At 59.2% G+C, this 25,155-nt stretch carries 22 protein-coding genes and 2 pseudogenes; 8 read left to right on the top strand and 16 right to left on the bottom strand.

Annotation, left to right across the window (positions count from 1 at the left end; genetic code table 11):
• Positions 1-471 precede the first annotated feature (471 nt).
• The 3 genes from AC3CBN_RS06565 to AC3CBN_RS06555 all read right to left on the bottom strand — a co-directional run bounded on the left by AC3CBN_RS06565 (position 472) and on the right by AC3CBN_RS06555 (position 4,076).
• Positions 472-1,755, bottom strand: a complete 1,284-nt coding sequence (locus tag AC3CBN_RS06565; protein ID WP_488636008.1) for a M24 family metallopeptidase — start codon at positions 1,753-1,755, stop codon at positions 472-474.
• A gap of 92 nt (positions 1,756-1,847) precedes the next feature.
• Positions 1,848-2,234 carry a hypothetical protein gene (locus AC3CBN_RS06560; protein WP_488636007.1) on the bottom strand — a complete coding sequence of 129 codons (387 nt, stop codon included), beginning with the start codon at positions 2,232-2,234 and terminating at the stop codon, positions 1,848-1,850.
• Between the two features lie 462 nt (positions 2,235-2,696).
• Positions 2,697-4,076 (bottom strand): hypothetical protein, encoded by a 1,380-nt coding sequence (locus AC3CBN_RS06555; RefSeq protein ID WP_488636006.1) that lies wholly within the window; start codon positions 4,074-4,076, stop codon positions 2,697-2,699.
• 923 nt (positions 4,077-4,999) lie between these two features.
• On the opposite strand from AC3CBN_RS06555, the pseudogene AC3CBN_RS06550 reads away from it, so the two are divergent.
• Positions 5,000-5,204: pseudogene (locus AC3CBN_RS06550) on the top strand (MFS transporter); the annotation flags it as partial.
• Between the two features lie 39 nt (positions 5,205-5,243).
• Here the strand turns inward: AC3CBN_RS06550 and AC3CBN_RS06545 are convergent.
• Together AC3CBN_RS06545 and AC3CBN_RS06540 are read right to left on the bottom strand one after the other, a co-directional pair.
• The gene (locus AC3CBN_RS06545; RefSeq protein ID WP_488636005.1) at positions 5,244-5,915 is read right to left on the bottom strand and encodes a toll/interleukin-1 receptor domain-containing protein; all 672 of its coding nucleotides are present in this window, start codon (positions 5,913-5,915) and stop codon (positions 5,244-5,246) included.
• A 3-nt stretch (positions 5,916-5,918) separates the two neighbouring features.
• Positions 5,919-6,782 carry a Tll0287-like domain-containing protein gene (locus tag AC3CBN_RS06540; RefSeq protein WP_488636004.1) on the bottom strand — a complete coding sequence of 288 codons (864 nt, stop codon included), beginning with the start codon at positions 6,780-6,782 and terminating at the stop codon, positions 5,919-5,921.
• Between the two features lie 1,257 nt (positions 6,783-8,039).
• On the opposite strand from AC3CBN_RS06540, the gene AC3CBN_RS06535 reads away from it, so the two are divergent.
• From AC3CBN_RS06535 to AC3CBN_RS06520, 4 genes are all read left to right on the top strand, one after another.
• Positions 8,040-8,588, top strand: coding sequence for an EF-hand domain-containing protein (locus tag AC3CBN_RS06535; RefSeq protein WP_488636003.1), 549 nt, complete (start codon positions 8,040-8,042; stop codon positions 8,586-8,588).
• A 411-nt stretch (positions 8,589-8,999) separates the two neighbouring features.
• Positions 9,000-10,217 carry a hypothetical protein gene (locus AC3CBN_RS06530; protein ID WP_488636002.1) on the top strand — a complete coding sequence of 406 codons (1,218 nt, stop codon included), beginning with the start codon at positions 9,000-9,002 and terminating at the stop codon, positions 10,215-10,217.
• Between the two features lie 3 nt (positions 10,218-10,220).
• A complete protein-coding gene (locus AC3CBN_RS06525; RefSeq protein ID WP_488636001.1) occupies positions 10,221-10,988 on the top strand; it encodes an Ig-like domain-containing protein in 768 nt (255 codons plus the stop codon).
• A gap of 544 nt (positions 10,989-11,532) precedes the next feature.
• Positions 11,533-12,015 (top strand): nuclear transport factor 2 family protein, encoded by a 483-nt coding sequence (locus AC3CBN_RS06520; protein WP_488636000.1) that lies wholly within the window; start codon positions 11,533-11,535, stop codon positions 12,013-12,015.
• Between the two features lie 30 nt (positions 12,016-12,045).
• Here the strand turns inward: AC3CBN_RS06520 and AC3CBN_RS06515 are convergent, their stop codons facing one another.
• From AC3CBN_RS06515 to AC3CBN_RS06505, 3 genes are all read right to left on the bottom strand, one after another.
• Positions 12,046-12,975: a Dyp-type peroxidase gene (locus AC3CBN_RS06515; RefSeq protein WP_488635999.1), complete on the bottom strand. Its 930-nt coding sequence runs from the start codon at positions 12,973-12,975 to the stop codon at positions 12,046-12,048.
• Positions 12,976-13,092: 117 nt separating this feature from the next.
• Complete coding sequence (locus AC3CBN_RS06510; RefSeq protein WP_488635434.1) at positions 13,093-14,358, bottom strand: IS110 family RNA-guided transposase; 1,266 nt, start codon at positions 14,356-14,358, stop codon at positions 13,093-13,095.
• Between the two features lie 365 nt (positions 14,359-14,723).
• Positions 14,724-15,338: a peroxiredoxin gene (locus tag AC3CBN_RS06505; protein ID WP_488635998.1), complete on the bottom strand. Its 615-nt coding sequence runs from the start codon at positions 15,336-15,338 to the stop codon at positions 14,724-14,726.
• A 564-nt stretch (positions 15,339-15,902) separates the two neighbouring features.
• Between AC3CBN_RS06505 and AC3CBN_RS06500 the strand changes: the two genes are divergently transcribed.
• Both AC3CBN_RS06500 and AC3CBN_RS06495 read left to right on the top strand, forming a co-directional pair.
• Entirely contained in the window at positions 15,903-16,571 is a 669-nt protein-coding gene (locus AC3CBN_RS06500; RefSeq protein ID WP_488635997.1) for a hypothetical protein, read from the top strand.
• 3 nt (positions 16,572-16,574) lie between these two features.
• The gene (locus tag AC3CBN_RS06495) at positions 16,575-17,225 is read left to right on the top strand and encodes a helix-turn-helix transcriptional regulator (RefSeq protein ID WP_488635996.1); all 651 of its coding nucleotides are present in this window, start codon (positions 16,575-16,577) and stop codon (positions 17,223-17,225) included.
• Positions 17,226-17,326: 101 nt separating this feature from the next.
• On the opposite strand, the gene AC3CBN_RS06490 is transcribed toward AC3CBN_RS06495, so the two are convergent.
• The 3 genes from AC3CBN_RS06490 to AC3CBN_RS06480 form a co-directional block, all read right to left on the bottom strand.
• On the bottom strand, positions 17,327-17,608 hold the full coding sequence (locus tag AC3CBN_RS06490; RefSeq protein ID WP_488635995.1) for a hypothetical protein: 282 nt from the start codon (positions 17,606-17,608) through the stop codon (positions 17,327-17,329).
• A gap of 72 nt (positions 17,609-17,680) precedes the next feature.
• Positions 17,681-18,196 (bottom strand): hypothetical protein, encoded by a 516-nt coding sequence (locus AC3CBN_RS06485; protein ID WP_488635994.1) that lies wholly within the window; start codon positions 18,194-18,196, stop codon positions 17,681-17,683.
• 69 nt (positions 18,197-18,265) lie between these two features.
• Positions 18,266-18,610, bottom strand: a complete 345-nt coding sequence (locus tag AC3CBN_RS06480; RefSeq protein ID WP_488635993.1) for a hypothetical protein — start codon at positions 18,608-18,610, stop codon at positions 18,266-18,268.
• A 257-nt stretch (positions 18,611-18,867) separates the two neighbouring features.
• Between AC3CBN_RS06480 and AC3CBN_RS06475 the strand changes: the two genes are divergently transcribed.
• On the top strand, positions 18,868-20,028 hold the full coding sequence (locus AC3CBN_RS06475; protein ID WP_488635992.1) for an IS30 family transposase: 1,161 nt from the start codon (positions 18,868-18,870) through the stop codon (positions 20,026-20,028).
• A 44-nt stretch (positions 20,029-20,072) separates the two neighbouring features.
• Here the strand turns inward: AC3CBN_RS06475 and AC3CBN_RS06470 are convergent.
• The 5 genes and pseudogenes from AC3CBN_RS06470 to AC3CBN_RS06450 all read right to left on the bottom strand — a co-directional run bounded on the left by AC3CBN_RS06470 (position 20,073) and on the right by AC3CBN_RS06450 (position 24,983).
• Positions 20,073-20,317: pseudogene (locus AC3CBN_RS06470) on the bottom strand (hypothetical protein).
• Between the two features lie 53 nt (positions 20,318-20,370).
• On the bottom strand, positions 20,371-21,051 hold the full coding sequence (locus AC3CBN_RS06465; protein ID WP_488635991.1) for a hypothetical protein: 681 nt from the start codon (positions 21,049-21,051) through the stop codon (positions 20,371-20,373).
• Between the two features lie 440 nt (positions 21,052-21,491).
• A complete protein-coding gene (locus AC3CBN_RS06460; protein WP_488635990.1) occupies positions 21,492-22,352 on the bottom strand; it encodes an energy transducer TonB in 861 nt (286 codons plus the stop codon).
• 285 nt (positions 22,353-22,637) lie between these two features.
• Positions 22,638-23,690: an SEL1-like repeat protein gene (locus AC3CBN_RS06455; protein WP_488635989.1), complete on the bottom strand. Its 1,053-nt coding sequence runs from the start codon at positions 23,688-23,690 to the stop codon at positions 22,638-22,640.
• A gap of 27 nt (positions 23,691-23,717) precedes the next feature.
• Positions 23,718-24,983 carry an IS110 family RNA-guided transposase gene (locus AC3CBN_RS06450; RefSeq protein WP_488635434.1) on the bottom strand — a complete coding sequence of 422 codons (1,266 nt, stop codon included), beginning with the start codon at positions 24,981-24,983 and terminating at the stop codon, positions 23,718-23,720.
• Positions 24,984-25,155: the final 172 nt, after the last annotated feature.

The raw sequence follows: 25,155 nt of genomic DNA, 5'->3' as shown, positions 1-25,155 counted from the left end.
GGCTCGAAACCAAAGCGGCGAACATCGGATGTTTGGGTCGGAATATTCGTAGCCGGCCGGTGCAAGTCCCGCCCTCGCTGCCAGCTACCTGGCAGCCGTGACATGGTCACCGAGAACGGAACGGAATACCTATATTGGGTCGGAAGCTGACATATCCAGTCTGACTACAGTCACCAACTTGGGGCCGCTTTCAGCGCCATAGCGGCGTTGTCTGATCAGTCCGTTGGGCTAGGACAATAACGACGGTAACCGATGCTTCGCGATCAAAAACGTGGCCGCCTCACGCCGCTCGGACCGGTTTACAGTTTTCGGTCAATCAGATCCTTCTGGGCGCGGTCCTCCAGCGCCATGTTCGCCCTCGCATTCGGCCCACTTGAGCCATTCTCCAAGACTCCGTTTAGCCGCTTTGAACGGCTAGCATTTATAGAGCCACCGACTTTGCCGGTAACTACTTACTTGCCCCGGAACCGATCAGATCGGATCTTCGATCGACCTGGCGAGCTCGGTGAAAAGTTTCGGGCCGGCCTCGGTCATATGCCAGCAGTCTTCCAGCCGGATGCCGAATTCGCCGGGAATGTAGATGCCCGGCTCGTCGGAAAAACACATGCCGGGTGCCAGCGGCGTGGCGTCGCCATGTACGAGATAGGGCGGCTCGTGGCCGTCCAGCCCAATGCCGTGGCCGGTGCGGTGAGGAAGACCGGGCAAGTGGTAGCCGGGGCCCCAGCCTTCCTTTTCGTAGTAGGCGCGCACGGCGTCGTCGATGGCGCCCACTGGGGTGCCCAACTTGGCGGTGGCCAACGCGAGCTCCTGGCCCCGCTTGACGGTGTCCCAGACCTTTCGCTGTTTCGCAGTCGGCTGGCCCATCACCCAGGTGCGCGAGATGTCCGATTGATAGCCATGCACGGTGCAGCCCACGTCCATCAGGATGACCGAGCCCTCGTGCAGGGTCTGCGGCTGGTGCGAGCCGTGCGGATAGGCGCTGGCCTCGTTGATCAACACGAGGGCGAACTCCGGCGCACCGCCCAGGGCCACGGTGGCGGCGTTCATCATGGCGGCGATCTCGTCGGGGCGCATGCCGGGGCGGACGTTGCCATGGACGTAGCGCAGCGCCGCCAGGGTGACGTTATTGGCGGTTTGCATCAGCGCGAGTTCGGCCGGGGACTTGATCAGCCGGACGGCTTTCACCAGAGCGTCGCCGGAAACCACACGGTAGGCCCCGGCGCTTGCCTCACGCACCCCGTCGACGATGAACAGGCGCGTGGTGGATTCGAAGGCGATCGGGCCGGAGGTAACCCCGCGGTCGGCAAGCGCGCCAACAAGGCGGGCGAACGGGCTCTCATGCTCATTCCAGGGCCGCACGTCGCCGCCCACCGCCAGGGTCTCGCGAACCGACGGCTCTTCGAAGGCCGGCGTCACGACGACGATGTCACCCCGGGCCGGGATCACGGCGGCCGTCGTACGCTCCGAGCGATGCCACTGGACGCCGGTGAAGTAGTCCAGGCTGGAGCCCGACTCCAAGATCAAGGCGCCAATTTTCTGATCGACCATCAACCGCTGCAGCTTGGCGATCCGCGCCAGGCGCTCCTCCACCGAAATCGGCTTGGCGCCGGCGGTCATGGAGGCCAATCCGGCCAGCCCGGTAGGCGCAGGAGATGCAGCAGGCGCGGCCTGCGCCGAACGGCCGGCCAGCATAAGGGCAGTGGACGCAGCGGCGGTGGTGGCTACAGCTGCAGCGAGAAAGTCGCGACGACGCATGGAGACTCCGAACCGGTTCTAAGGATGCTTCGCAGTATGAGGCCGGAGACGGCCTCGTGAAGGTCGGCGTCGGGTCGGAAGCGGACCTTAGCTCAAGAATGTCTTGGCTTGCCGAATCGTGGATTGCGCCAGAATGCCAACAACCAGAACACCCCACCCGCAATGACTGCGTTTATCCCGGCTGACAGCACCAAGGACAGTCCGCTTGCTATGAAGTACTCCTTTGTTGAGCTAGCAAACCAGAGCACAAGAAACATCGCCGCGGCCAAGAGCGCTCCGAGCACAACCTGCCACCATGCGATCCAAGCTTTCCGGACAAATATCCAAATAAGTGGCAGCCCAAAAAGCACCATTACTATGTAATAGATCGCCAATTCGAGCTTGAACCACCAAAGGGTGTAGGGCCCGTAAGGTGGAAAGAGGTAAGCAAGCTGAAGGAGCAAAGGGGTGACTGCTATTGCGAGCAAAACACGCAGCATCTTGGGTACCCCGACTCAGTTCAATGATCCGAAAGGTGGCAAGTCCGTAGAGTGCAATGTCTGCTTCGGATTGATTGCGATTTCAACCAATCAATGCAACACATGGGCGAAAACGTTCGTAAGTAACTGGAAATTCAACGCCTTCCTCGGCTGCCCGTTGAAGGGGTGTACTACGCCCTGGGGTTGAACGGCTCCCTAAATTTGGGCACTTCCGGCCTTCTTGCTTTCGTTTGATGAGTACGGAGCCCAGGCGCCATCACAACACGCTCCCCGTTTGCACAAACTTTGGGTGTTGCATTGACCGGTTGAGTCCGCAGTCGGAAGCGGTCATTTCCATTTGGTCGTCAAAACAATGAGGCTTGCATAGCCGGCTGGCCTCTTCCTAGTGGACGAGACAACGTCGTCACTACTTGGAGTGAACACCGTACGCGGCATCTGGGCAAGGTTCCCTGCCTCTTTCGTTTATGAATCATTGCCCTGGGCGTCGTATACCTTGCCTATACACCGATCGTCGCTTGACAGATCGCTTGGCCCGTCGTCGTACCACGAGATGCCTTCGCATGGCCTCGTGTTCGGCCCCTCCGATGTCGACATAAACTCTTTCCACATGACGGTTCGCCTATCAGAAAGAACGACCCAGTAGATGGGCCTTATACCCTCTTTCACCAGAACGGCGTCGTGTACCAAAGGCGAGGTCGCTTTCAGATCGACAAGCGCCTTCATGTCATGCATCTGACGGACGAACTGCGTGATGACTTTCTTACTTGGCCACGCAGCGGGATAGCCGTATCGGATCGAGAAATCAGCGTGATCACTGGACAATACCCGCGCCAACAGCACGGGGGAGGACTGGACCAAGCGGAGCATGTTCCGAACGCGATCGAGTTCTCCTGCGTTTTTCAAGCCAGTCCCTGCGAGCGCCATACGCGCCCTGACGGTAAGATTGGACGGACTTTCGGCCAATCGAAGATCGGCATCTACGTTCGAGCCATTCCAGTGGTTTAGGGAAATGCGCTCAACGGTGAAATGCGCTTCCATCGCGCTCAATACGCCCGGTGCTTCTTTTTCGACTTGGAATCGGGTAATTGCATCCTCGAGACCGAACGACAATGTTTCATCGAAGTCGCTCTCACTGAAAACCCCTTCCAAGTTGGCAAGGTTGACGGCCTTGTCCGGCAGCAAAGCGTGCACGGCCCGAGCGATGGCCGGGGAGTAGGTCAGGTTGCCCCTGTTGTTAATCCACGGCAACAGGAGGTGATGCTGTGAGCTTGAGCACGCCGTCATTGTGGAACCGTCGGCGAGCGTCAGCGTGACCTTTACGTAAGGGTAGTCATCCGTATGCTTTGCGGAAAATCCGTGGGCAAGCACCGCACCCAACACTTCTGGATTTTTCAGACTTTGACGCCATTCGGCAATCCGTTTTGCGAGAGGCGGCGCGACTCGAGTCAAGCCTGCTTCTTTCAGACTCTTGTCGATCTTGAATTGAACGCCATTGATGGCAGGCTCAAGATCACGCAAATCGAGCATCGGCTGAGGTTGCTCCGATACCGCATCACGCAGGTGTGCGATCAATGCAGGCGGAACCACGGTAGATGCAAACGATAGATTCTCGGGTCCCTTGTCGGACCAATGCCGTTCGCTATGGCTGCCCGTCAGGCTATAAACGTTGCCCTGCCTTTCGATCACGATGTGGTCCTGCAAGGGCGAGCGTGGATCTAACCCCGCCCAGCGCGATTCGATTTCTACGCGCTTCACAGTAGAGCTGGCGGTGCTCTGCGCTAACGCCGTCGAACACAAGCCAAGTGATAGCGCCAGGAGCATATACCGCATGAATAAATCCATCCAACGCCCTCCGTCATGGGTCTCACTTGGGACCTTCAAGTCAAACTGGCGAGGTGACATCCGCTTCGGGTCGATAGCGGGCATTTGGGGTTGCGGGCCGACTAGCTGTCAGGACTGCCACCCGTATCGATGCCGCCTTCATTTGATAAGGACGGCTCCGAATGGACCGTTTGTCGAACTATAGATGCCGCCACCAACGGACTGCAGGAACAACAGGTACGTCGATCCGGTGACACAACATGCGGGGTCAAATTCAGCGATGGGACCATCGACGAGAAGCACGATTTCATCGACCTTCGGGCCTTTCAGAGACTTTGTGACCCTTAAATGTGCACACGAGTAATCCCTTCCACAGCCCTTTTGGTCGACTCGAAGGACAGTGGCAATGGCAACGAGGTCAGACGTCGCTGCCCTCTCTTCCAGGCTTCTCTCCGGCACCTGATTGCTCAATGCGACGTCGATTGGCCCGATTGCAAGCAAGAAGGTTACGATCAACGACAGGGTGCTAAATCTTAGTCCTGACATAAGAATCCCCTGTAAGCCCAACGTCTGCTTTGGATCGAAAGCGGACGTCGCCGTGTGCTGACTATCGCAAACAACCCGCGCGCAGTTCCAGAATTTCCGAGCGTTCGCTAGTTGGTTCGCCGGTCAGCTCCCATCCCGAGGCCCGATAGAAACCGTAAGCGCGCAGCGCCGGATCGGACGGAACGGCAAGCCAGGTGCTCTTGGCGCCCCACACCGCAGCCAAGCGAAGACAGTGAATAGAAGCTTCCTGGCAACCCCTTGGCTTGATAGGCGGGAAGAATCGAGAGCCCCGGAATTTTCCCGGTATCCATATTTCTCACACAGTGGCCGACAACCAGAGCGGCATGTACACATTTCCAGCTTCGGATCCGACCGTTCGCAACATGTGCGTACGCGAGCTGGTGTTGGGCGGCTGGTTCCTTTCGCCTGCGATAGGTGCCTTCCTGAGCGTCTCGCTGGCCGGCTATATCAGCGCCGAAAACGGCATGACCGTCGCTTCGGCGCTCTCCGGCTTCACTCGGCTTCTGGCTGCTGGCCGGGGCGGCCGTACCGTTGTTGTTGATCTCGCCGCGGATCAACAAGCTGATGCATGGCGTGCGCTGATCAGCGCGCAAAGCAGCGCATGCACGATCGCTCCGCCCGCTATTTGTCCTTGCCGATCCGCCAGCAGGCTTCAAGGAAAATCCGTCGTTCCGGCTCGCCGTCAATTTCCGGTGCGAGGCGCCGCGCAAGGGCATCCAGGTCGCCGCCGCCCTGTGCGGCCCGACGTACCAGGTGTCCGGCCACGGGCCCGATGCGCTTGGCCAGTTCTGCCTCCAGCTGGCGCAAGTGCGCCGCGTCGACGCCGCCGGTCGGCTGGGTGCTATCGCCCCGCGATGGTCGGTGCTCGGCGGGGAGGTTGTGGGCGGCGACCCCGCCGAGGGCCATATCGAGGTAATCGCACAGGCGATCGATGTGCGGTTCGAGTGGCGGCGGGAATGCATCCATCCAATGTTGTGTGCTGAGGAAGTACTCCAGGCTCTTTGATGGCAGCACATCCTCGATCCGAAACGGAAGTATCGGCAACTGCTTGTGCACGGCCCGCTCTACCTCGCGCCGCACTTGGCCCGAGTCGTTGCTGCTGCCGGAGAAGACCAGAACCATGAGTCGCGCACTGGAAATCGCATCGATGATTTCGGCGGCCCAGTCGGCTGCCGGTGATACGTCGCGCGGCGCGATCCATACGCTGATGCCGCGCGCCTCCAGACGCTGCACGAGCGCGAACGCAACTGTTCGATCCGGCTGCGAGTAGCTGACGAACAGGTCGTGTGCCATGGCTCAGCCGCCTAACATCCGCAGCGCCTTGTCCAAGCTCTTGCGCATGCGGTTAAAGGCGGCCGACAACGCCGCCACTTCAGGCCCTCCGCCACTCGGGAATTCCGGGGCTGAGGTATCGCCGAGGCTCACCTGGTCGGCTATCCGGGCGATCCGGCGCACCGGGCGGATGACCAGCACATAGAGTGAGGCGTTGACGATCAACAGTACGCTGGTGAGCATCGCAGCGATGGCGGTCAGCACGTCGCGGCGCACGCGCTCGGCGCTCGACTCGGCACTGGCGAACGGCACCGAGACGATTTGCGCGCCGACGACCTCGTTGGGCTGCCAGCCAAATCCGTTGTCGCGGCCATAGCGCGCTAGCATCGTTGCGGGTGCCGCCGAAGGCAGGCTGTGACAACCCAGGCAGCCGGCATCGACACGGATCGGGCGAGCCAGGTAAAGAGTTTTGCCTATCGGGGTGTCGCGTGTTCCGCTCACTTGCCTGGCGGTGCTGTCGTTGCGGAAGCGCTGCACGATGTCCGCCTCCCAGTCCGTCGCGCGATCGCGTGGATTGGTCGGGTTGAGCGTGGCTTCCTTGTAGGAGTAGTCGGGGTGCTCTTTGTGCAGTGTGAGGAAGTTTTGCGTCGCGGCGTAGAACGGCACGCTCTGCGGGCGGAACGCACTGGCCATCTTTTCATCGAGCAACGGCACGATTTCGGTATCGGTGTAGGAGCGGACCGCCGAAGCGCCGTCCAACATCAAACCGGCTTGGGCAAGCACTTCGCGCGTCGCGTTTTCCTGCAGCGTTGATGTCACGACCAGAGAGATCGCGACCATGCCGAGCGCGAATGCGACAAGCAGTATGAGGTTGATCCGCAGCAGCACGCTCGGCCCCCTTGCCGGAGCACAGGTCCACGGACCCGACCCCGACGGTATTCATGGCAGTTGGAACTTCGATAACGTCCTGCAGACGCGCCACCCATGCCCTCTTGGAAATCATGACACAAAGCGCCAGGCGGGGGACCCGCCCGGTTTTTGCGTGATTTTTCCGTCAAAGCGGGGGTTTGTTACCGCCGCGAAGGGTGGGGTTGATCGACTTTCGGAGATCCCTGGTTGCGAGCTCGATAGGGATTTAAGGCGCGCTTGGCCGCGGCTTGCCGAGACTGATCTGCAACGGATTGGGATTCGCCGACCTTGTATATGCGCTTCCCCGCTTGGTCGGCGGCAGCAACGGGCTGATTCCGTTCTGGCCGTTGATGCTCTTTTACGTGCTGCAGACGGCATCGAAACCATCACTTGGGTATGGATGGTGTCGCGATGAAAAAGTCGCCTCCCTGCCCGTACTCCGCTACTTCTGATTAGTAAGGGATTGCATTGGCTCGGCGATCTTCAATGCTATTGAGGACTGCATTCTCCATCCCGTGAAAGCGCGACTTGCCGGATGATGGCCATCTGAAAATGTTCGCTTTGGGTCGACAGCGGGCATTACCTGCAGTATCACGCCTTGGTCTCGCGCGAGCTGCCAATGGCGGACGTCACCTCATCCACATGGCTGCCGATCCACCAAGACTTGCCTCTTATCGACACACTTCTACCGGGCTTGATTCCGCCAGAGAGCCTGGTGGGCCAGAAAAATTGGACGCTTCTTTGACTTGGCAGCACCACCTCAATCTGGTTGGATCCCCATGTACACGCGCCAGGGACTTCTCCGAGTAGTGACCGTTCCGGTATGCGACGGTCACTCGTCTATCGAGGCGGCGGGCCAGCATCAAAAACGCTAAGTGGGCGCCGGATGGAAGCATCCTGTGCCGAGTGGCGTGGGCTGTCACAGATTAGTCAGCACAAACGTCCTCCTTATATGGACGCCGCTACTGCCACCTTTTGCCACCTCCGCCCAAGCCTGCATGGGATTGCCCACCGCATGCTCGGTGCCGTAACAGCCGGCATGACACAAGGCCAGGCTCAATCGGCAGCCTGAAGCGATCAGAACTTGCTCTTACTGCGCAACCGAAACAGATCACATTGCAACTGAGATTCTGGACAGAGCTCGGAAGTTCTTGTCGAGCAGCATCCGCGGGTCCGTGCCTCTGACAGGCCGGTGGCACGAACTAAACATCCACGCACAGCGCACGACAGGTGATCATGAGCAACAGCATCTCGTCCATCTCACAGACAAACCCGTATACATCAGTATCGGCGCCGAACGGTGGATCCAGCGGCAACCTGGGATCTACTTCGTCACCGCGGGCGGCTGTCTCGCAGGCCAGTGACTCCGTGACGTTGAGCGATTCCTCGCAATTTCATTCTCTACTCGAGCGTTACGGCTTAAAAGTCGAGGGAGGGACGCTGGGTCAGCTCTTTTCCCCGGCCTTCTTTGCAGGTGCCGACTCCAATAACGATGCGCGACTTTCTTCTTCAGAGTTCACGTCATTCGTCGAGCAGAATGGCGGCAATGCAAGTCAGGCGAGCAGGCTCTATCAAGAGATGGGTGGCGGTGACAACGGCCTGTCCTACGATCAGTTTCGCCAGGGCGTTGGGCAAGGTGACGCGAAGGACTTCTTCAATAACCTGGTGATGACGCGCATCAAGGGCTCGAGTTCCGACCACGCCATGTGGCTGCAGGGGCTGGCTCAATTGGGCGCCGAAAGCGATGCGGCCAGCACCAAGATTGCCAAAGAGCTCAACGGCTGATTGGTTCTCAGCTTTTCAGGTCGGGCCTTGGCAAGAGAGGGCCCGACCAAACGGATTCCAGACACGATCGCGCTGGCAACAGGCCCCACCACGCGTTCGACGGATGGTTGACGGAGCAGGTCGAGCGCTTCCAGGAATACGGTGCCTTGACCGGTTGAAGTGTCCACCGAAAGAGGCCTTTGCTTACGCATAAAACACGCCGGAAGTAGCACATTTTGTCTTCGGCTATTGATGCCAATCGATCACCACAGTGATTCGTCGCGCGTAGCTACCGGTAAGAGTTGGAGACTCCATAGCATCGGCGCAATATACGGAGCTACCCGGCCCCGCCTTGCAAAGCATGCAAGCCAATACGGGCGATGACTCCAGCTCGCCGGAGTTTCATTTCACAGTCGTACCAAGGGGTAATTTATGCGCATTTCAACTATTGCCATGGCCTGTATGTTGGGGCTATCCGCTAATGCATTCGCCGCGGACGTCAAGTCGATTTCGCGACTGGCCGCCGGGCCAGACGACGTCCTCTTTGTTGCCGACTGGAAGGCCGCCGAGGTTCACGCGATCAAGCTTGCACCTGTTTCCCACCAACCCGCAGGTGCGGGGTTCAACGTTCTTGACCTGGAAAAGCTGCTGTCCGACCAGGTAGGTGGTGCCAGGATCAACGTTGAGGATATGGTCGTGCGTCCTGGCACCGGGGAGGTGTATGTAGCCATCAGCTATGGTGCGGACAAGACCCCGGCACTGTTTATCGTGACCAGCGACAAGAAGGCACGCCGCGTTGACCTGAAGGCCGCGCAGGGGACCTCGATCGCGCTTCGCGACGCGCCAACGACAAACGAAAAGTTCTGGAAGCAGATCCCCGAGCGCAGTTTCACGGTCACCGATATGAAGTGGCGCGATGGTGAACTCTTCGTCGCCGGACTTTCGAATCAGGACTTCGCCTCGACCTTGCGTCGGGTCCACTACCCCTTCGACGCCAAGCAGTCGATCACCTCCGTCGAAATCTTCCATGGCGGGCACGACCAGTTCGAGACACGCGCGCCGATCCGAGCAATGAGCTTCGCGGACCTTGGTGGCAAGCCCTACCTCATCGCCGCCTACACCTGCACACCGCTGGTAATCATTCCGCTCGATGACCTGAAGGATGGTGCGCACGTGCGCGGCAAGACCGTCGCCGAACTCGGCTACGGCAATACGCCCGCCGACATGGTCTCATTCACGAGGACCGAGCAGGGGAAGGCCAAGGACTTTCTCATGCTTGTGAACTACAACCGCGTGTCGGATGTCATCCCCGTGTCGGAACTGGAGGCGGCACGTGTCCGCCCCGGCATCGAAAAGCAGGTTCCGTATGGGCAGATCACCGGGCTTGCTGTGGGGGAGGCCCCTCTTGCGGGCGTGATGCGCATTGACAACCTCGACGACCAGTCGTTCGTTGTCGTTCGCCGTGACCTCCAGCGCGATGCTCTGCAACTGGTCTCCATGGGTAAGGACCTGAGCTTCCGGTTGACGGATCACATCTCGGAGTACACGTTTCCCGATTTCAGTTTCAAGGGCAAGGCACCCCAGCAGAAATACGTCAACATGCTGCTGAAAAATGAAGAGCTACCCGAGTTCATCAAGGCGTCGGAGTAAATCATGGGGCTGCGTCGACTCCTTGGTGGCGCAGCCCTTGCGGCCGTACTTCAGGTCGCACAGGCCGGGCAACCGGAGCCGCACATTGTCCTCGTCCAGCCATCCGCGGCAGAGGTTTCCGCCAATCTCCTGCGCTTGTCCATCATGTTCGCGGCGCCGATCGAGGGGCCCGTACTGCCGAGGATCGCACTTCGGCGCGCCGATGGAGGATCGCTGCAGGAGCCGTTTCTGCAGCAGGAATTGTGGTCGCCCGACGGAAAGATTCTGACACTCCTGTTGAATCCCGGACGCGTCAAGACCGGCCTTATTGCGCGGGAACAGTGGGGGCCCATCATGCGTCAGGGTGACGACGTGATCCTCATGCTCGACGGACGCCCCATCAAGCGGTGGCATGTGGATCCCGTGGATGCGAACGGCCCGGTCCCATCGGCATGGAAGCTGGCATCCGTGCGCCCCACGTCGCGACAGCCCCTTGTCGTCACCCTTGATGGGCCGATCGACGGCCGGGACGCTGACTATCTGGCAGTCGTAAATGCCGATGATCATCTCGTGGATGGGCACGCGATGCTGCGGGATGGCGAAGCGACTTGGACATTCACGCCGGACGCGGCATGGGAGCCCGGCGAGTATCGGCTTATCGTGCGAGGCACGCTGGAAGATCCGGCCGGCAACCGCCTGGGCGGACACTTCGAGACCCCGATGAGCTCAGCGCAGCCAGCCGCAACCGATTCCATCATTGCCTTCAAAGTCGGTCCGCTCGATCCGTTGTAGTGCGACGCCCCGCTTTACACCTTGCCGGACAATGCACGCGCGCTACTGGCGTCGAAGCACCGCGTTGCCGAGCCGACTGGTGACGTAAATGAAAGGTGCCGCAGTGGTGGCAGCTTTCATGCTGCGGCACGATCTGCGCCTTTGAAACCATGGGCGAAGACTCAATCCACCTGACGTCCTTGTTGACCGCCGTTGCCCCCTGAGTGTGGCTTCCGCCGCAGTCGCCACCACTTCTCCCGCGCGGGCCTTTTCTCCGCTTCGGGTCGAAAGCGGCCACCCTCTGAGCGGCGATGGCATTCCAACCAAACATCACGCCGTTGTGCCTCTTTGCTTCATGACATGGGCTCCATTTACACGCGGCACCAATGCGCTTTAAGAGCGGACGGGCGCCGGCCTCTTCAGCAAACCAAAGCGTTCGCGAGCCGCCGTTCGCACCTCAAAAATGCCGCTAGGCACGGCGAGGCGGCCGTTTGTACCAAAGGCGGTGCGCAGCTCCCTGGAGCGTTTCAATCTGACCCAACATCCACAACAGCCAGGGGTCGTCATGTCCCGCATCACGCTCTCCATTGCCGCACTGGCGATGCTCTGTCTTGCCAACACCGCCATGGCCACCAATGGTCCCACGCCTGCGGGCCCGCACGAAGCCGAGAAGACCGAGGATGGTGCGAAGGCGGCGGACGACCATTGGCTGCGCGCCGAGGTGACCGGCGACACGGCCTTCCTAGAGCAGTTGTTGCTACCGGGCTATCGGTCGATCGGTGCGGACGGTGTCACGCACTCGCGCGAACGGATCATAGCCGGCGCGGCGAAGAACAAAGACTCGGATGCTGAGAAGCAGAAAGTGGATGCGTGGATGAAAGCCCACCCCACCGGCACTCACGTGCTCCTACAGGGCGATGTCGCCGTCGTTTCCTTCTACGACCCCAACCTGGGCATGGAGAAGGGTGTTCGCTCCTCCGACATCCTGCTTTATGAAAACGGTGGCTGGCACGCGGTTTACTCGCAACACACCGCGCTGAACAACTAGAGCGCGATCCTACGAGCAGTGCAGTCCCATCTAACCATCGCCAAGGCTCTCCAGGAATGTAGCCGATGGGATGAAGAACAGGGTTCCGGTCACGGCTCTACTGTAGTCAAGCAAGCGGTCGTAGTTACCAGGCGGGCGGCCGACAAACATGTTTTGCAACATCTGTTCAATTCGCTGTGGAGAGCGTGCGTAACCGATGAAGTAGGTGCCGAATTCCCCTTTGCCGATGTCGCCGAACGGCATGTTGTCGCGCACGATATCAAGCTGCTTGCCGTTCTCGACGATCGTCGTCAGTGCATTGTGCGCATAGGTCGGCTTTACGGAATCCTCCAGTTCGATGTCGGCCATCTTGGTCCTGCCAACGATCTTTTCCTGCTGTTCTACGGGCAGAGAATTCCATCGTTGCAGGTCATGAAGATACTTCTGCACGATGACGTAACTGCCGCCCATGAATGTCGGGTCTTCCTCGCCAATGATCGCAGCGTCCATGGCCGCCTGGTCCACCGGATTCTCCGTCCCATCGACAAAGCCGATCAGGTCGCGGTCGTCGAAGTAACTGAAGCCGTGCACTTCGTCGACCGCAACCACGGCATCGTGGAGGCGGGACATGATCTGGGTCGCCAGCTCAAAGCACAGATCCATACGCGTCGCGCGTATATGAAGCAGGATGTCTCCAGGCGTGGACACGGCATGATGCTGCCCCTGTATTTCTCGAAACGGATGAAGATCTTTGGGCCGCGGTGCCCCAAAGAGTTGGTCCCATGCATCGGAACCAAAGCCCATCACGCACGACAGGCGCCCTTCAAGATCGCGGAAACCCACCGCGCGCAACAATCCTGCCAAGTCGCCACAAACTGCCCGGACGGTGTCACGGGACGGCGGCTCTGGCCTCAACGTAAGCACCAGGAAAATGGCGGCGCGCGTAAGCTTGGCTACGACCGGCTGCGGAATGGTGGACACGCTGCACTCCCAGGTGTTGTTTCGTTCGTTCAATCACGATCCGCCCCTGGCGAAGGGGAAACCACAACCCTTCTCGCTTGCGTAGCCGGCGCCCGCTTCATGCCCTGAGCCGTTCCGTCAACTATCTGACGAAGCCAGGCCAGCGAGCAAGGGCGAGCCACGGCGCTGCAGGGCCATAAGGTAGCGCGACTCGTCGTAGGGTGTGTGGGACTGCCAACAGCGATGCAGGATGCGGATCCACTTGAAGGCTAGCGCACGCACGGCCACTTGGTGCGGGCTGCCCTTGGCGCGCTGTTGGCGATAGAAGGCTCCGGCCCAGAAGGACTTGTTGATCGTTTGGGCAGCCCACTCGATGAAGGTCTGGCGGACGAACGTAGGGCATTGCCAACGCCAGTGCACCCAGCTTTTCTTGCCGCTTCGCTCCGTCACCGGCGCCACACCGGAATAGCGCTGCAGTTGCTCGGCGCTGGCGAAGCGTTCGCGTTGCTCGCCGAAGGCAGCCAACAGCCGTGGCGTCAGGATCGGCCCACTACCCGGCAAGGCTTCGAAGAGCGCGTAGTCCGGAAGCGTGGGAGCGAGCACGGCAATCTCTTCGTCGAATCGTTCGATCGCACGCAGTGCCACCTGCAACTGCTCGACCAGGGCCTCAGCCAGCAGCTGATGCGTGGTGATCACGGCCGGATCCTCGGTCAACGGCATGGCTGTGCGGATCGCCTCCACGCGGTCGGCAATGACCGTGGCAAAGCGTACGTTGTGGGCACGGAAGAACGCTTCAAGCGTGGCCTTGCGCGCCCGCTTGGCCTGCTTGAGCGTGGGCCAACGTCGCAAGAAATCGAAGAACACCACGGTATCGTGCTGCTTAAACCAGTCCAGTAGCTGGGGGTAATACTGCTTGAGTGTGTTGCCCAAGCGATTGACCAAGCGCTTCTTGTCGTCGACCAGCAATCGTCGCTGCTCGACGAGGAAACTCAAGGTGCGCATCTCCACACTTTGGGGTTTGAGCGGCGTAACTCGGTCGGGATAGCGTTGCATCAGCTCCAATGCCAGCTGTGCATCGGTCGGATCGTCCTTCGCCCGGCTGGGTTTGAACGCCCTGCGATACATGGCCAGCAGGCTGGCATCGATCGAAAACAGAACGATGAAATCGTACTTCTGCAGTGCATACACCACGGGCCCTTTGGCCAGCTCCAACGCGATGGCAATGCGCCCACCGAAGCGCTGATGCAATCCACGCGCCCACGCATCGATGGCATCGGGCTGATGGGCGAATGTGCCGAACTCATACGCGTCGCTGCCAGCCGGTTGCAGGCAGACGTCGTGCTTCGCATCCGCCCAATCCAAACCGATGAACGCCGTAAAATCGTCATCCCGATGTGTGCGCATACGTCACCTCGTGGCGTGATCACGATACGAGACCTGCGTGCTTAAGCTCGGCGAAGCCAATATAGAGAGCCGATCACTCGGCGAGCCCTGAGTATTCGTTAGGGAACTCAAGCGCACCGGCCGGCTCGAAACCAAAGCGGCGAACATCGGATGTTTGGGTCGGAATATTCGTAGCCGGCCGGTGCAAGTCCCGCCCTCGCTGCCAGCTACCTGGCAGCCGTGACATGGTCACCGAGAACGGAACGGAATACCTATATCGGGTCGGAAGCGGACGCTCACATCTTATGTATCCGTGACTATATATACGTCGGCGTTCGCTTGGCGGCATCCCTGCTGCATGGAGAACGCCGATATATGGGTGCCCCTCAGGGCGCCTTCCCGGACTGTAGCTGCTGGACAATGGCAAGTGACTTGCTCACATGATCCTGCGGATGAAGGTGGTCGGTTTCCGAGGAGAAGACGGCCGCAACCTTCCCGTCGCGCCCAATGACGAAGGTGGTGCGCGATATGAAGCCATGGTCGATCACTACGCCTCGTACATCGGTCGCGTTGGGCTCGGCCTCAGACATTTTCAGATCGTACGAAGCGGCGATCTTGCCGTCAGGGTCGGACGCTATCGGAAATTTTCCGGCGCAGTAGTTCGGATCAGCCGAGAATGAATTGAGTCGCTGAATGCTGTCGGCCGAAACGCCGATGATCGTCGCCCCAGCGGCCGTAAACTTTGCCGCTTCAGTGGCGAAGGCATGCGCTTCAATATCGCAGCCACCGGTATAAGCCGACGGAAAGAAGTACACGATCACCGGCCCGCTCTTGAGCGCATCGGCAAGCGACAGCGTGAAATTTTTTCCGGCCTTGCTGGCCTGGGCGGTGAAGATGGGTGCGGTTGTACCTTGACCTATTGCTGCAAACGCCGACGGCACCATGGCCGTTCCAGCGGCCAGGACAGCGGCAGCCAGCGAATACATAAGACGCTTATTCATTGCAGTAACCCTCGTTGTACACGTGGAAAGAGACAGTGCGGAAGCCCCGTCCGGGCCGCGATCCATGTTCTCGATGAAGCACATCATCACCCATGGCGAATGCGCAGGCTGTGGACAGAAAGCGACTTTGACCACGTGACGTGAGTCGAACGCGGCCACCGAGATATCGTGGGTAATGATGAGGCATGAAGAGCGACGACGTCGAAGAAAATTCAGGGGCGGCGGAACGCAAGGTGAGTGCCTTTGATGCAACCAAAGGTTGCCGTCAGCTCAGACATAGACCACGGCGCGAGAACCTGCGAATTCGCAGACAAGTGTCCGCCTTGAGTCGAAAGCAGACATCACGAATATGCCGCGCGACATTCCGCTCCCCAACATCCGATTACTGCGGGTGCTCCATACCGGCACAGCGCCTGAGTGTGGCGCGATCTGGGTGCTTTCCGCAATCAGGGTTAGGCGCCATGTGACCAAGTAGAATAGGCTTTACACATAGACCTATTGCGCGTAAATCTGGGGCCTCCAGACTGTCCGGAGTCGCATTGGGCGGCATCACCGGAGACACCCATGAAACCTCGTTCCTTGCTGTTCGCCATCGCCGCCATGGGCTGCGGCGCCATGCTTGAGCCGGCCCTGGCTATGTCGGCAGCGCACGACATGGCAGCAATGACCCAGAACGCGCCAGCCGCCGCACCGGTCACCGCGCCAAAACTGCAGGCGGCAATGCGTGCACTGTGGCAAGGCCATGCACAACACACGCGCGAGTACGCCATGGCCGTGCATGCGCATGACAACGCCAAGGCGAAAGCGGCTGCCGATGCCGTGGTCGCCAATGCCAAGCAGATCGCCGATGCCGTGGCAGGCTTCTACGGCAAACCCGCGGGTGAGCAAATGCTGACGTTGCTCGCCGGTCACTGGGGCGGCGTGAAAGCACTCACCGATGCGCGCGCTGCCAACGACTCCGCCGCCGCGAGCAAGGCCATGACCGACCTCAACGAAAACGTCGTCGCCATTGCCAAGTTCCTCTCCGGAGCCAATCCCAACCTGCCAGAAAATGCCGTACAGGGATTGCTCGCAGGCCACGTGGCGCATCACTCTGCGCAGATTCAAGAGATCATGAGCGGCGATACACAGGGTGAACAGGTCACCTGGAAAGCCATGCGAGCCCATATGAACACCATTGCCGATGCGTTGAGCGGTGCGATCGCCAAACAATTCCCGGACAAAGCAAGCTGAGTCATGAGTGCGCTCGGACAACTCGGTGCCACGCAACAGCGCCTATTGCGACATCTGTTGATGGCCAACGAAGGCGGCACGGTGGAATCGCTGTGCGCGCAGTTGCGCATCAGCCATAACGCGGTCCGCCAACACCTGAGTGCACTGATAGCGCGCGGCTGTGTGGAACGCACACAGTCGCGCCCCAGCGGAGGGCGCCCCGTGACGTGCTACCGCCTGACAGAGGCGGGGCACGCCCTGTTTCCTCGTAACTACGGAACCATCGCAGCCGCACTGTTGAGCCAACTGAACGCACGCCTTGGCGAAGCTGAGCTTGAGACGCTATTGCGAGAGCTGGGCCACACGCTGGGTCTTCGAGAAGTAGCGCCCGATGCGAACACACCTCAAGCCGAGGTGGTGCAGGCACTTGCTCAACGACTCGATGCACTGGGCTACGAAGCCGTCGCTGCGCGGCATGGCGATGAACTGCAAGTCGAAGCCTTCAATTGCGTATTTCACGCACTCGCCAAAGAGCTTCCACAGATATGCAAATTTGACCTGGCCTACATGGAAGCCGCCAGCGGAAGACGTATCCATCACCTGGAATGTATCGTTCGCGGCGGCCACGTCTGCCGCTTCCGTGTGGGGGTGCCGCTGCCGCCGGAGAAAGGCTAAAGCCGCTGGATGATTTGCAGACTTGTCCCCGGGCAGGCATTCAAGGAAGGAGCTGGAATGTCCGCTACGCTCGAAAGCGGACATTCCTAGCCTACCGAAAACTAGCCAAGGCCGAGCTTCAACACGAATCCGGCAACCATTGCCGCCAAACCAAACCATCCGTAGAAGCGGCCGCGGCGGTCATACCCTTTGCTTCTAATAGACGAGACGAGATCATCAGCTCGGACAGTCAACAAATGACTATTCAATAGGGCTGAAATGCCCGAAAGCAGCCCTCCAGCACTGATGAGCGCTGATGGCAGAGAGTGCTCTATCGAAGCATAGACCAGTGCGCAGCCCAAGACGGCCATGAAGAAGTAAATCAGTACGCGCGCCACATTCATCCAGGCATCAGTCCTGTGAGTTGGAAGTCCTCTACGTCCGCTTGAAGTCTGCCGTCGGAAGCGGACGTTTAATCAATCTAAGACGCAATCGCGAACAGTAAGGACATTGTTTTCGCCTTTCTCGCCCGCGTAGACGGTTGTGAACGTGATTGCCCGTGTTCTTTTATCAACGATCGTAATCTTTTTGAGAGCTCTTCCTCCCACGTCCAGCAGCGACGCATCTCCTTCTCTCAAGAGATGCACCAAGGTCGATTCTATGGGCGTCACGACGTACCAGTCGGAAAAGCTGTACCTAAAAAGATCATGGTCTTCGTGTAGCGGCATATCTGCGCGGATTGCCTTGACTAGGGGAACGTCTTGGGACGACGGATCCAACTTGTCCAAGAACTTCGTCATCGCCGCCTGGCTTACAAAGACTGTGAAGTACAAATCGGTTCGATAATAGAAGCCAGGTTCTGTCGGTCTACCCGGAGGCTTCACAACGACTGTTTTCGTGCCTGGCTTTTCTCCGGGGCTGAGACAGCCATCGGCAGCCGCCACGACGGGGTAAACCAATGCGAGGAAAACCAAGATCTTGAATTTCTTCATTAGCGCCTCAAAATGCCGGCAACAATAAAGTCCGCTGTGGGTCGGAAGCGGACGCTAAATTAGTGCCCTTCACGAGCGGTCCCGGAACGCACTCCACCACAGCACACAGATGATAAACACTGTAAATGCCACTGCATGAGCAGTGAGCAAGGTAAGAGAGAGCTGACCAAGTCGCCTTAGCGCTGGATCTGAAAGGTCCTTGAAGCGCTTTCCTTTCAGGTAAGCCATCTTCGATGGAAGGATCGGCCCGTATCGCGTCGGCAGTGACGGCCGGGGAATGGAATTGGCGAGCTCAGGATGTTGTGCAATGAGTCGCTGAAAGAAGCGCCCTGAAACGATGCATGTGGCGAAGGTCAGGCTGGCCGCTACAACCCCGGCAGCTATGGCCAAAACGGCCGCAAGACTGAATGTCATGGGAGTCAACTGCTCAATATTCGGGCTCGTGGGCCCGGCCATACATCCCTGATCACGCTCGGAGATCCCTGCGCAACCCCCCTGTTCCAAATGAAGCTTACCGGCGCTGAGTCCGGCTAACAATGGAATGTCTAAGTGAATCCGGCTCGCAAAGCTATCGCTGCACGCGAGCTGTCATGCAATGTCTGCTCCGGGTGGCGGCCTCAACCGATCGATGCAACACACTAGCGACTGCGCAAGCAGCAGGAGTGTTGCAGATGAGGCACCGGACCCGAATCTATTACACCGATGAGCAAAAGTCCCAGATGTGGGATCGCTGGCAGCGGGGTGACTCGTTGCACCAGATTGCCCGGCTGTTTGATCGACACCATTCGTCGGTTCGCGAGATTCTCGCGGCTTCCGGCGGCATCCGTCCACCCATGCGACGCCGCTCGCCCCGAGCGTTGACGTTAGCCGAGCGCGAGACCATTTCGCGGGCTTTGGTGGCGGGGCATGCCATCCGCGCCATCGCGCTGTCCCTGCAGCGCGCACCCTCGACCATCAGTCGTGAGATGGCCCGCAACGGTGGCCCGGGAGCGTACCGTGCCAGTGAGGCGGATGAGGCGGCCTGGGCTAGAGCACGACGCCCCAAGCTCTGTAAGCTGTCCACGCATCGGGTCTTGGCGCGATGGGTAGCGGCGAAGCTCCAGCACCACTGGGCGCCCCAACAGATAGCCGGATGGCTGAAGCACTCTTATCCCGACGATACGAGCTGTCAGGTGTCACACGAGACGATCTATCGCACGCTTTACATTCAGTCCCGCGGAGCCTTGAAAAAGGAGCTCCTCGCGCATCTTCGGCGATCGCGCGCGATGCGCCGTTCGCGCCATCACACGCAAAAGACTGACGACCACGGAAGGATCACCGGAACTGTCTCCATCAGTGAGCGACCGGCGTGTGTCGAGGATCGCGCGGTGCCCGGCCACTGGGAAGGTGACTTGCTCTTTGGTAACAAGAACAGTCAGATCGCCACCCTGGTCGAACGGAAGACGCGTTACGTGATGCTGGTCAAGGCCGATCGGCGTGACACCGAGACGGTGATCAACGCACTGATCAAGCACGCGCACAAGTTGCCTCGGGAGCTCTACAGGTCGCTCACTTGGGATCGGGGATCAGAGATGGCGGGTCACCATCGCTTCACCCTGGCCACTGACATCAAGGTCTACTTTTGCGATCCGTACCATCCCTGGCAACGTGGCTCCAACGAGAACACCAATGGACTGTTGAGGCAGTACTTTCCCAAAGGCATGGATGTATCGGGTATCACCCAAGCGAAGCTCAATGCTGTCGCAAGAGAATTGGACGAGCGGCCTCGAGAGACGTTAGGCTTTGAAACACCGGCCGAACGATTCCAACAAGCTGTTGCATCGACCGGTTGAGGCCGCCGTCGGAAGCGGACGTTGCACATATGCGCCGAACAGCTTTACATGGGCGATTTACGCCTTTGCTTGCCTTCCTCGTATTGCTCAGCCGTTATCTCATCTCCGTAAAGCAGCGCGTCATTGAACTGGCGATTGTCATGCGGAACCGAGCCGGTGTATTCGGCCTTTCCGTAGACACGTACAAAGACCTTTTTGCCAGGTGGTCCCATCGGAACATCACCTCCTCAAACGGATAGTCGAGGTAGATGTCACGCAGAGCGAAGTGCTCTCCCTTACCAACCAGCATGACTCGCCTCCAGTTCTGTGATGTCTGTTATGGGTCGGAAGCGGACCTCGCCCCTACTGGCCCTTCACTCTTGGCCCCAACTGGCTCCCGAACTTCCTAACTAACTCAGACGAGTTGTACTCGCGTCGAATCTGTCCATCGCGCACAGAAAGCTCGTACCCTCGAATAGTCCCCATGTCTTTGCAGCTACTATGCGGAGGTGCTTCCGCGACTACTAGCAAAAGGTCGGGACCAAGCCACCCGGCTGCGGCAACATTTGGGATCTCGTCGCACCCACCTTTTCTGGTTTGAAACCTGGCCGCAATCAGCGGCGACACGTCGAATTTTTTCGCACCCGCTGGAACCAATGTGTAGACGGTCGCTGCCCAGGTGCCGACCCAGCCACCATCACTCGCGGTGACAGCGAACTCCTTCGAATCCGGCCCCCACGACACCTCTGCCAGGTCTTCAATGTCCAGCGGGCTCGCTACTGCCGCCCCGTTCGCCCCATATACGACCAGCTTGTTTTCGTTGACCTGCAGGGTAAGCCTCTGGTCCGGGGACCGAATCGTGGCGATCCTCGGCCCATCGGGCGCATCGGCTATGGCGGTCGGGCCGGGCCACAAGTACATGGCCCTCGCATCCCACTGACCTGGTCGCTTGATCTCGACTGCATCCGGCTCGCCAGCACAAGCCAACATGCTGCAGGCGGCAATCGCCGCCGCAATCAGCCCCAGAAGCACCGATCTACTCATGGATTCCATACTCGTTCTGATTTTTTGTCAGTTGACCAAGGATGAGGGAGACCGAATTCCGTCTGCTTCATGCCCTGAGCCGTTCCGTCAACGCTCTGCCGATGCTATCGCGTATCGAGGCATCCCCGGATTCGCCTCCACCCCGACCGATCGGATGCATCCGTCCTGCTCTAACTCTCTCAGCGCAAGCATGAGGCTTCCGATCATTTCAGGGGTCGTGGCAGCCAGATGCCGGTCAAGCTGGTACCAGGTCCACGCCCCGTCGTGCTACGCGATTGCCGCGAGAACACGCGACTTAAAGCTGTTGTAGTCCATAGCTTCCCCTTGGGTATCCGCTCTCAGCGTGGCGTCCGCTCAGGGTCGCAAGCAGACCGCGGCATCATCAGCCCTCTCTGACTGCCGCGAGCGCATAAACCCCCAAACCCGCCAACTGCCGCCTCCTAACTGCCACCCAAAGGCGTAGTCAGCTTTACCGATGAGTCGGTAAGGTGAACGGTACCGTCAGCCATGGCATCCGATGCCTGGGCATGCGCATCGGGCTCAGCTTCGCCAAAAGTCACCGCAGCGCGCGGCCCCGGGATGTAGACGTCCCAATCGCCCGGCCCAGGCTGCTTAGGCTCCGGGGTGCCATAGACGCGCCCGATGAAAGCGACGGGAACCCGAACCCACCAACCGGATTGGTTGGCGAACTTGCCTGATGTTGGCACGTGCCATGTCCAGGACTTCAAAGCCTTGGTGGCGGCATACTCAAGGTCCTTTCGAAAGCGCTCCTGAGCATCAGCGGGTACTGCCGTGCGCAGATTCACCTGTTCAGCAATGGCCTTCTCGGAATGGCCGTCCTTTCCAACCAAGATCAACGTATAGACCGTGCCGCTTACCCCTGCGCTAAGCGATGTCCCGGGATATAGCGGTTGCACTTGTTTATCCGGCTTCACGGTTTCGTCGACGGATTCGAAGTCATCGTCAAACGAGGCCGAAACAATGCTTATGGTGTCGTGCTTATCGTCGACGACCTTGGCCAGAAGACGGATGGTCATTCGCTCGGTGATATCCACCGGCAGGGTCATGGCCCTTTCAAATGTCCACGTGGGGATGTTTTTGTCCAGCAAGTCACGAACGAACGGCGGAAGCTTCGCTGCCTGGTCAATGGTGTAGCTATCCACCTTGCCCTCGGGACTGATCTTCACCGTGCCGGTCACCAGAGTACTCGCCACTACTTGCTTGCGCAGATCGTCTGCGTGGCCAGCAAACGCTATCAATCCCAGGCACGCGCAAAGCACGGCCGCCTTCCCTATTCGCATACAAGCCCCCTTGTTTATATGTAGAAGTCGTAACAATAGATTCCGGTCAAATCAGCGCGTCCAAGTCCGCATTGAGTCGGAGGCAGACACTCGCTTTCCGAAACTGACATGCACTCATGCAACCTTCTCCACAAACGTTTGCTTTCCAGGGCCGGATCAGCGAAAGAACGGCCTACTCACGTAACCCAACGAATCAAGAATATGGATGTACGCACAGCCACAGATCGGCCCGGTGAGGAGGCTTCCGAACTCAATGGTCCAGCCGCCTTTTCGGTAGCCTCGTTGCTATTGGGCCGCCTTTGCGAGCACCTCTCTGAATTCTCCGTTTTGAGACAGTGCCTTGGCGAGGTCGCGGCCGGTGCGTAGCTGGTCATCTGACATCTTGCCTTGAATCTTCTCGACATTGCCCGGAGCGTAGTTGTCCTCTGAGCCGTCCAATGCCGCGGATACGGTATAGAGCGCGTACGCGATGACTAGATCTCTACGAACCCCATCGCCCTTCTGGTACAGAATGCCGAGGTTGTTCATAGCCATCGCATGCCGGTGCTCTGAGGCTTTGAGAAGCCAATCGGCGGCCATGCTCATGTCGTGGGGAACACATTGGGCCTTCTCATACAGAGATCCAATCTCGTACTCCGCTTGCGCCGAGCCCTGGCTCGCTGCCTTGTTGTACCAGGCCATACCCCTGGCACAATCCTGCGTGACCTCATCGCCACTCACGAACCGCGTGCCCAGGTTCACCTCCGCCGTGACATAGCCAAGCGCGGCTGCTTTTTCGTACAAAGCCGTGGCCCGTGGCTCATCCCACTCCACGCCCAAACCCTTGGCATACATGGTGCCGAGATTGTTTATGCCACCGGGATATCCGCGCTGAGCGGCTTTCGTGTACCAGGCAAAAGCCTCCTTGTAGTTCAACGCTACGCCGTTGCCTGTGTCGTACATAATGCCAATGCCGTTCTCTGCACGGCCATCCCCCTGATCTGCCGCCTGACGATACAGAGACATGGCGAGTACAGGGTCTCGTGCTACCCCCTGGCCCTCGAGGTACATCTCGGCAAGAAGCGTTTGTGCCGGAGCGAGCCCATGTTGGGCCAAGGGCTGTGCAATCTGGAGTGCTGACGCGTATTCGCCACGATCAACCGCAGCCCGCGCTGTATCTATCCGTGAACTGTCGTCGTCACGCTTTGAAATACCGGTGCTGCATCCGCAACACAGTGCAATGACAGCCAAAAGTGCCAGTTGACGCATGAGCTTGCATCTCCCCTCAGAGACAAGAAATGGTCCGAACGAGCTGATTTTTAACCCGTCAGTTGGTAAGCAATCACGGTAGCCGACCATGTCCGCTTCATGCCCTGAGCCGTTCCGTCAACTATCTGACGAAGCCAGGCCAGCGAGCAAGGGCGAGCCACGGCGCTGCAGGGCCATAAGGTAGCGCGACTCGTCGTAGGGTGTGTGGGACTGCCAACAGCGATGCAGGATGCGGATCCACTTGAAGGCTAGCGCACGCACGGCCACTTGGTGCGGGCTGCCCTTGGCGCGCTGTTGGCGATAGAAGGCTCCGGCCCAGAAGGACTTGTTGATCGTTTGGGCAGCCCACTCGATGAAGGTCTGGCGGACGAACGTAGGGCATTGCCAACGCCAGTGCACCCAGCTTTTCTTGCCGCTTCGCTCCGTCACCGGCGCCACACCGGAATAGCGCTGCAGTTGCTCGGCGCTGGCGAAGCGTTCGCGTTGCTCGCCGAAGGCAGCCAACAGCCGTGGCGTCAGGATCGGCCCACTACCCGGCAAGGCTTCGAAGAGCGCGTAGTCCGGAAGCGTGGGAGCGAGCACGGCAATCTCTTCGTCGAATCGTTCGATCGCACGCAGTGCCACCTGCAACTGCTCGACCAGGGCCTCAGCCAGCAGCTGATGCGTGGTGATCACGGCCGGATCCTCGGTCAACGGCATGGCTGTGCGGATCGCCTCCACGCGGTCGGCAATGACCGTGGCAAAGCGTACGTTGTGGGCACGGAAGAACGCTTCAAGCGTGGCCTTGCGCGCCCGCTTGGCCTGCTTGAGCGTGGGCCAACGTCGCAAGAAATCGAAGAACACCACGGTATCGTGCTGCTTAAACCAGTCCAGTAGCTGGGGGTAATACTGCTTGAGTGTGTTGCCCAAGCGATTGACCAAGCGCTTCTTGTCGTCGACCAGCAATCGTCGCTGCTCGACGAGGAAACTCAAGGTGCGCATCTCCACACTTTGGGGTTTGAGCGGCGTAACTCGGTCGGGATAGCGTTGCATCAGCTCCAATGCCAGCTGTGCATCGGTCGGATCGTCCTTCGCCCGGCTGGGTTTGAACGCCCTGCGATACATGGCCAGCAGGCTGGCATCGATCGAAAACAGAACGATGAAATCGTACTTCTGCAGTGCATACACCACGGGCCCTTTGGCCAGCTCCAACGCGATGGCAATGCGCCCACCGAAGCGCTGATGCAATCCACGCGCCCACGCATCGATGGCATCGGGCTGATGGGCGAATGTGCCGAACTCATACGCGTCGCTGCCAGCCGGTTGCAGGCAGACGTCGTGCTTCGCATCCGCCCAATCCAAACCGATGAACGCCGTAAAATCGTCATCCCGATGTGTGCGCATACGTCACCTCGTGGCGTGATCACGATACGAGACCTGCGTGCTTAAGCTCGGCGAAGCCAATATAGAGAGCCGATCACTCGGCGAGCCCTGAGTATTCGTTAGGGAACTCAAGCGCACCGGCCGGCTCGAAACCAAAGCGGCGAACATCGGATGTTTGGGTCGGAATATTCGT

Source organism: Dyella sp. OK584, assembly GCF_057787755.1.
This window is presented reverse-complemented; position numbering and strand designations above follow the sequence as displayed.

What these genes read in the sequence shown, in the direction of transcription:
- AC3CBN_RS06565 (WP_488636008.1), bottom strand. Translation starts at nt 1,755, where the DNA reads ATGCGTCGTCGCGACTTTCTCGCTGCAGCTGTAGCCACCACCGCCGCT.
- AC3CBN_RS06560 (WP_488636007.1), bottom strand. Translation starts at nt 2,234, where the DNA reads ATGCTGCGTGTTTTGCTCGCAATAGCAGTCACCCCTTTGCTCCTTCAG.
- AC3CBN_RS06555 (WP_488636006.1), bottom strand. Translation starts at nt 4,076, where the DNA reads ATGGATTTATTCATGCGGTATATGCTCCTGGCGCTATCACTTGGCTTG.
- AC3CBN_RS06545 (WP_488636005.1), bottom strand. Translation starts at nt 5,915, where the DNA reads ATGGCACACGACCTGTTCGTCAGCTACTCGCAGCCGGATCGAACAGTT.
- AC3CBN_RS06535 (WP_488636003.1), top strand. Translation starts at nt 8,040, where the DNA reads ATGAGCAACAGCATCTCGTCCATCTCACAGACAAACCCGTATACATCA.
- AC3CBN_RS06530 (WP_488636002.1), top strand. Translation starts at nt 9,000, where the DNA reads ATGCGCATTTCAACTATTGCCATGGCCTGTATGTTGGGGCTATCCGCT.
- AC3CBN_RS06525 (WP_488636001.1), top strand. Translation starts at nt 10,221, where the DNA reads ATGGGGCTGCGTCGACTCCTTGGTGGCGCAGCCCTTGCGGCCGTACTT.
- AC3CBN_RS06520 (WP_488636000.1), top strand. Translation starts at nt 11,533, where the DNA reads ATGTCCCGCATCACGCTCTCCATTGCCGCACTGGCGATGCTCTGTCTT.
- AC3CBN_RS06510 (WP_488635434.1), bottom strand. Translation starts at nt 14,358, where the DNA reads ATGCGCACACATCGGGATGACGATTTTACGGCGTTCATCGGTTTGGAT.
- AC3CBN_RS06505 (WP_488635998.1), bottom strand. Translation starts at nt 15,338, where the DNA reads ATGAATAAGCGTCTTATGTATTCGCTGGCTGCCGCTGTCCTGGCCGCT.
- AC3CBN_RS06500 (WP_488635997.1), top strand. Translation starts at nt 15,903, where the DNA reads ATGAAACCTCGTTCCTTGCTGTTCGCCATCGCCGCCATGGGCTGCGGC.
- AC3CBN_RS06495 (WP_488635996.1), top strand. Translation starts at nt 16,575, where the DNA reads ATGAGTGCGCTCGGACAACTCGGTGCCACGCAACAGCGCCTATTGCGA.
- AC3CBN_RS06490 (WP_488635995.1), bottom strand. Translation starts at nt 17,608, where the DNA reads ATGAATGTGGCGCGCGTACTGATTTACTTCTTCATGGCCGTCTTGGGC.
- AC3CBN_RS06485 (WP_488635994.1), bottom strand. Translation starts at nt 18,196, where the DNA reads ATGAAGAAATTCAAGATCTTGGTTTTCCTCGCATTGGTTTACCCCGTC.
- AC3CBN_RS06480 (WP_488635993.1), bottom strand. Translation starts at nt 18,610, where the DNA reads ATGACATTCAGTCTTGCGGCCGTTTTGGCCATAGCTGCCGGGGTTGTA.
- AC3CBN_RS06475 (WP_488635992.1), top strand. Translation starts at nt 18,868, where the DNA reads ATGAGGCACCGGACCCGAATCTATTACACCGATGAGCAAAAGTCCCAG.
- AC3CBN_RS06465 (WP_488635991.1), bottom strand. Translation starts at nt 21,051, where the DNA reads ATGAGTAGATCGGTGCTTCTGGGGCTGATTGCGGCGGCGATTGCCGCC.
- AC3CBN_RS06460 (WP_488635990.1), bottom strand. Translation starts at nt 22,352, where the DNA reads ATGCGAATAGGGAAGGCGGCCGTGCTTTGCGCGTGCCTGGGATTGATA.
- AC3CBN_RS06455 (WP_488635989.1), bottom strand. Translation starts at nt 23,690, where the DNA reads ATGGTCGGCTACCGTGATTGCTTACCAACTGACGGGTTAAAAATCAGC.
- AC3CBN_RS06450 (WP_488635434.1), bottom strand. Translation starts at nt 24,983, where the DNA reads ATGCGCACACATCGGGATGACGATTTTACGGCGTTCATCGGTTTGGAT.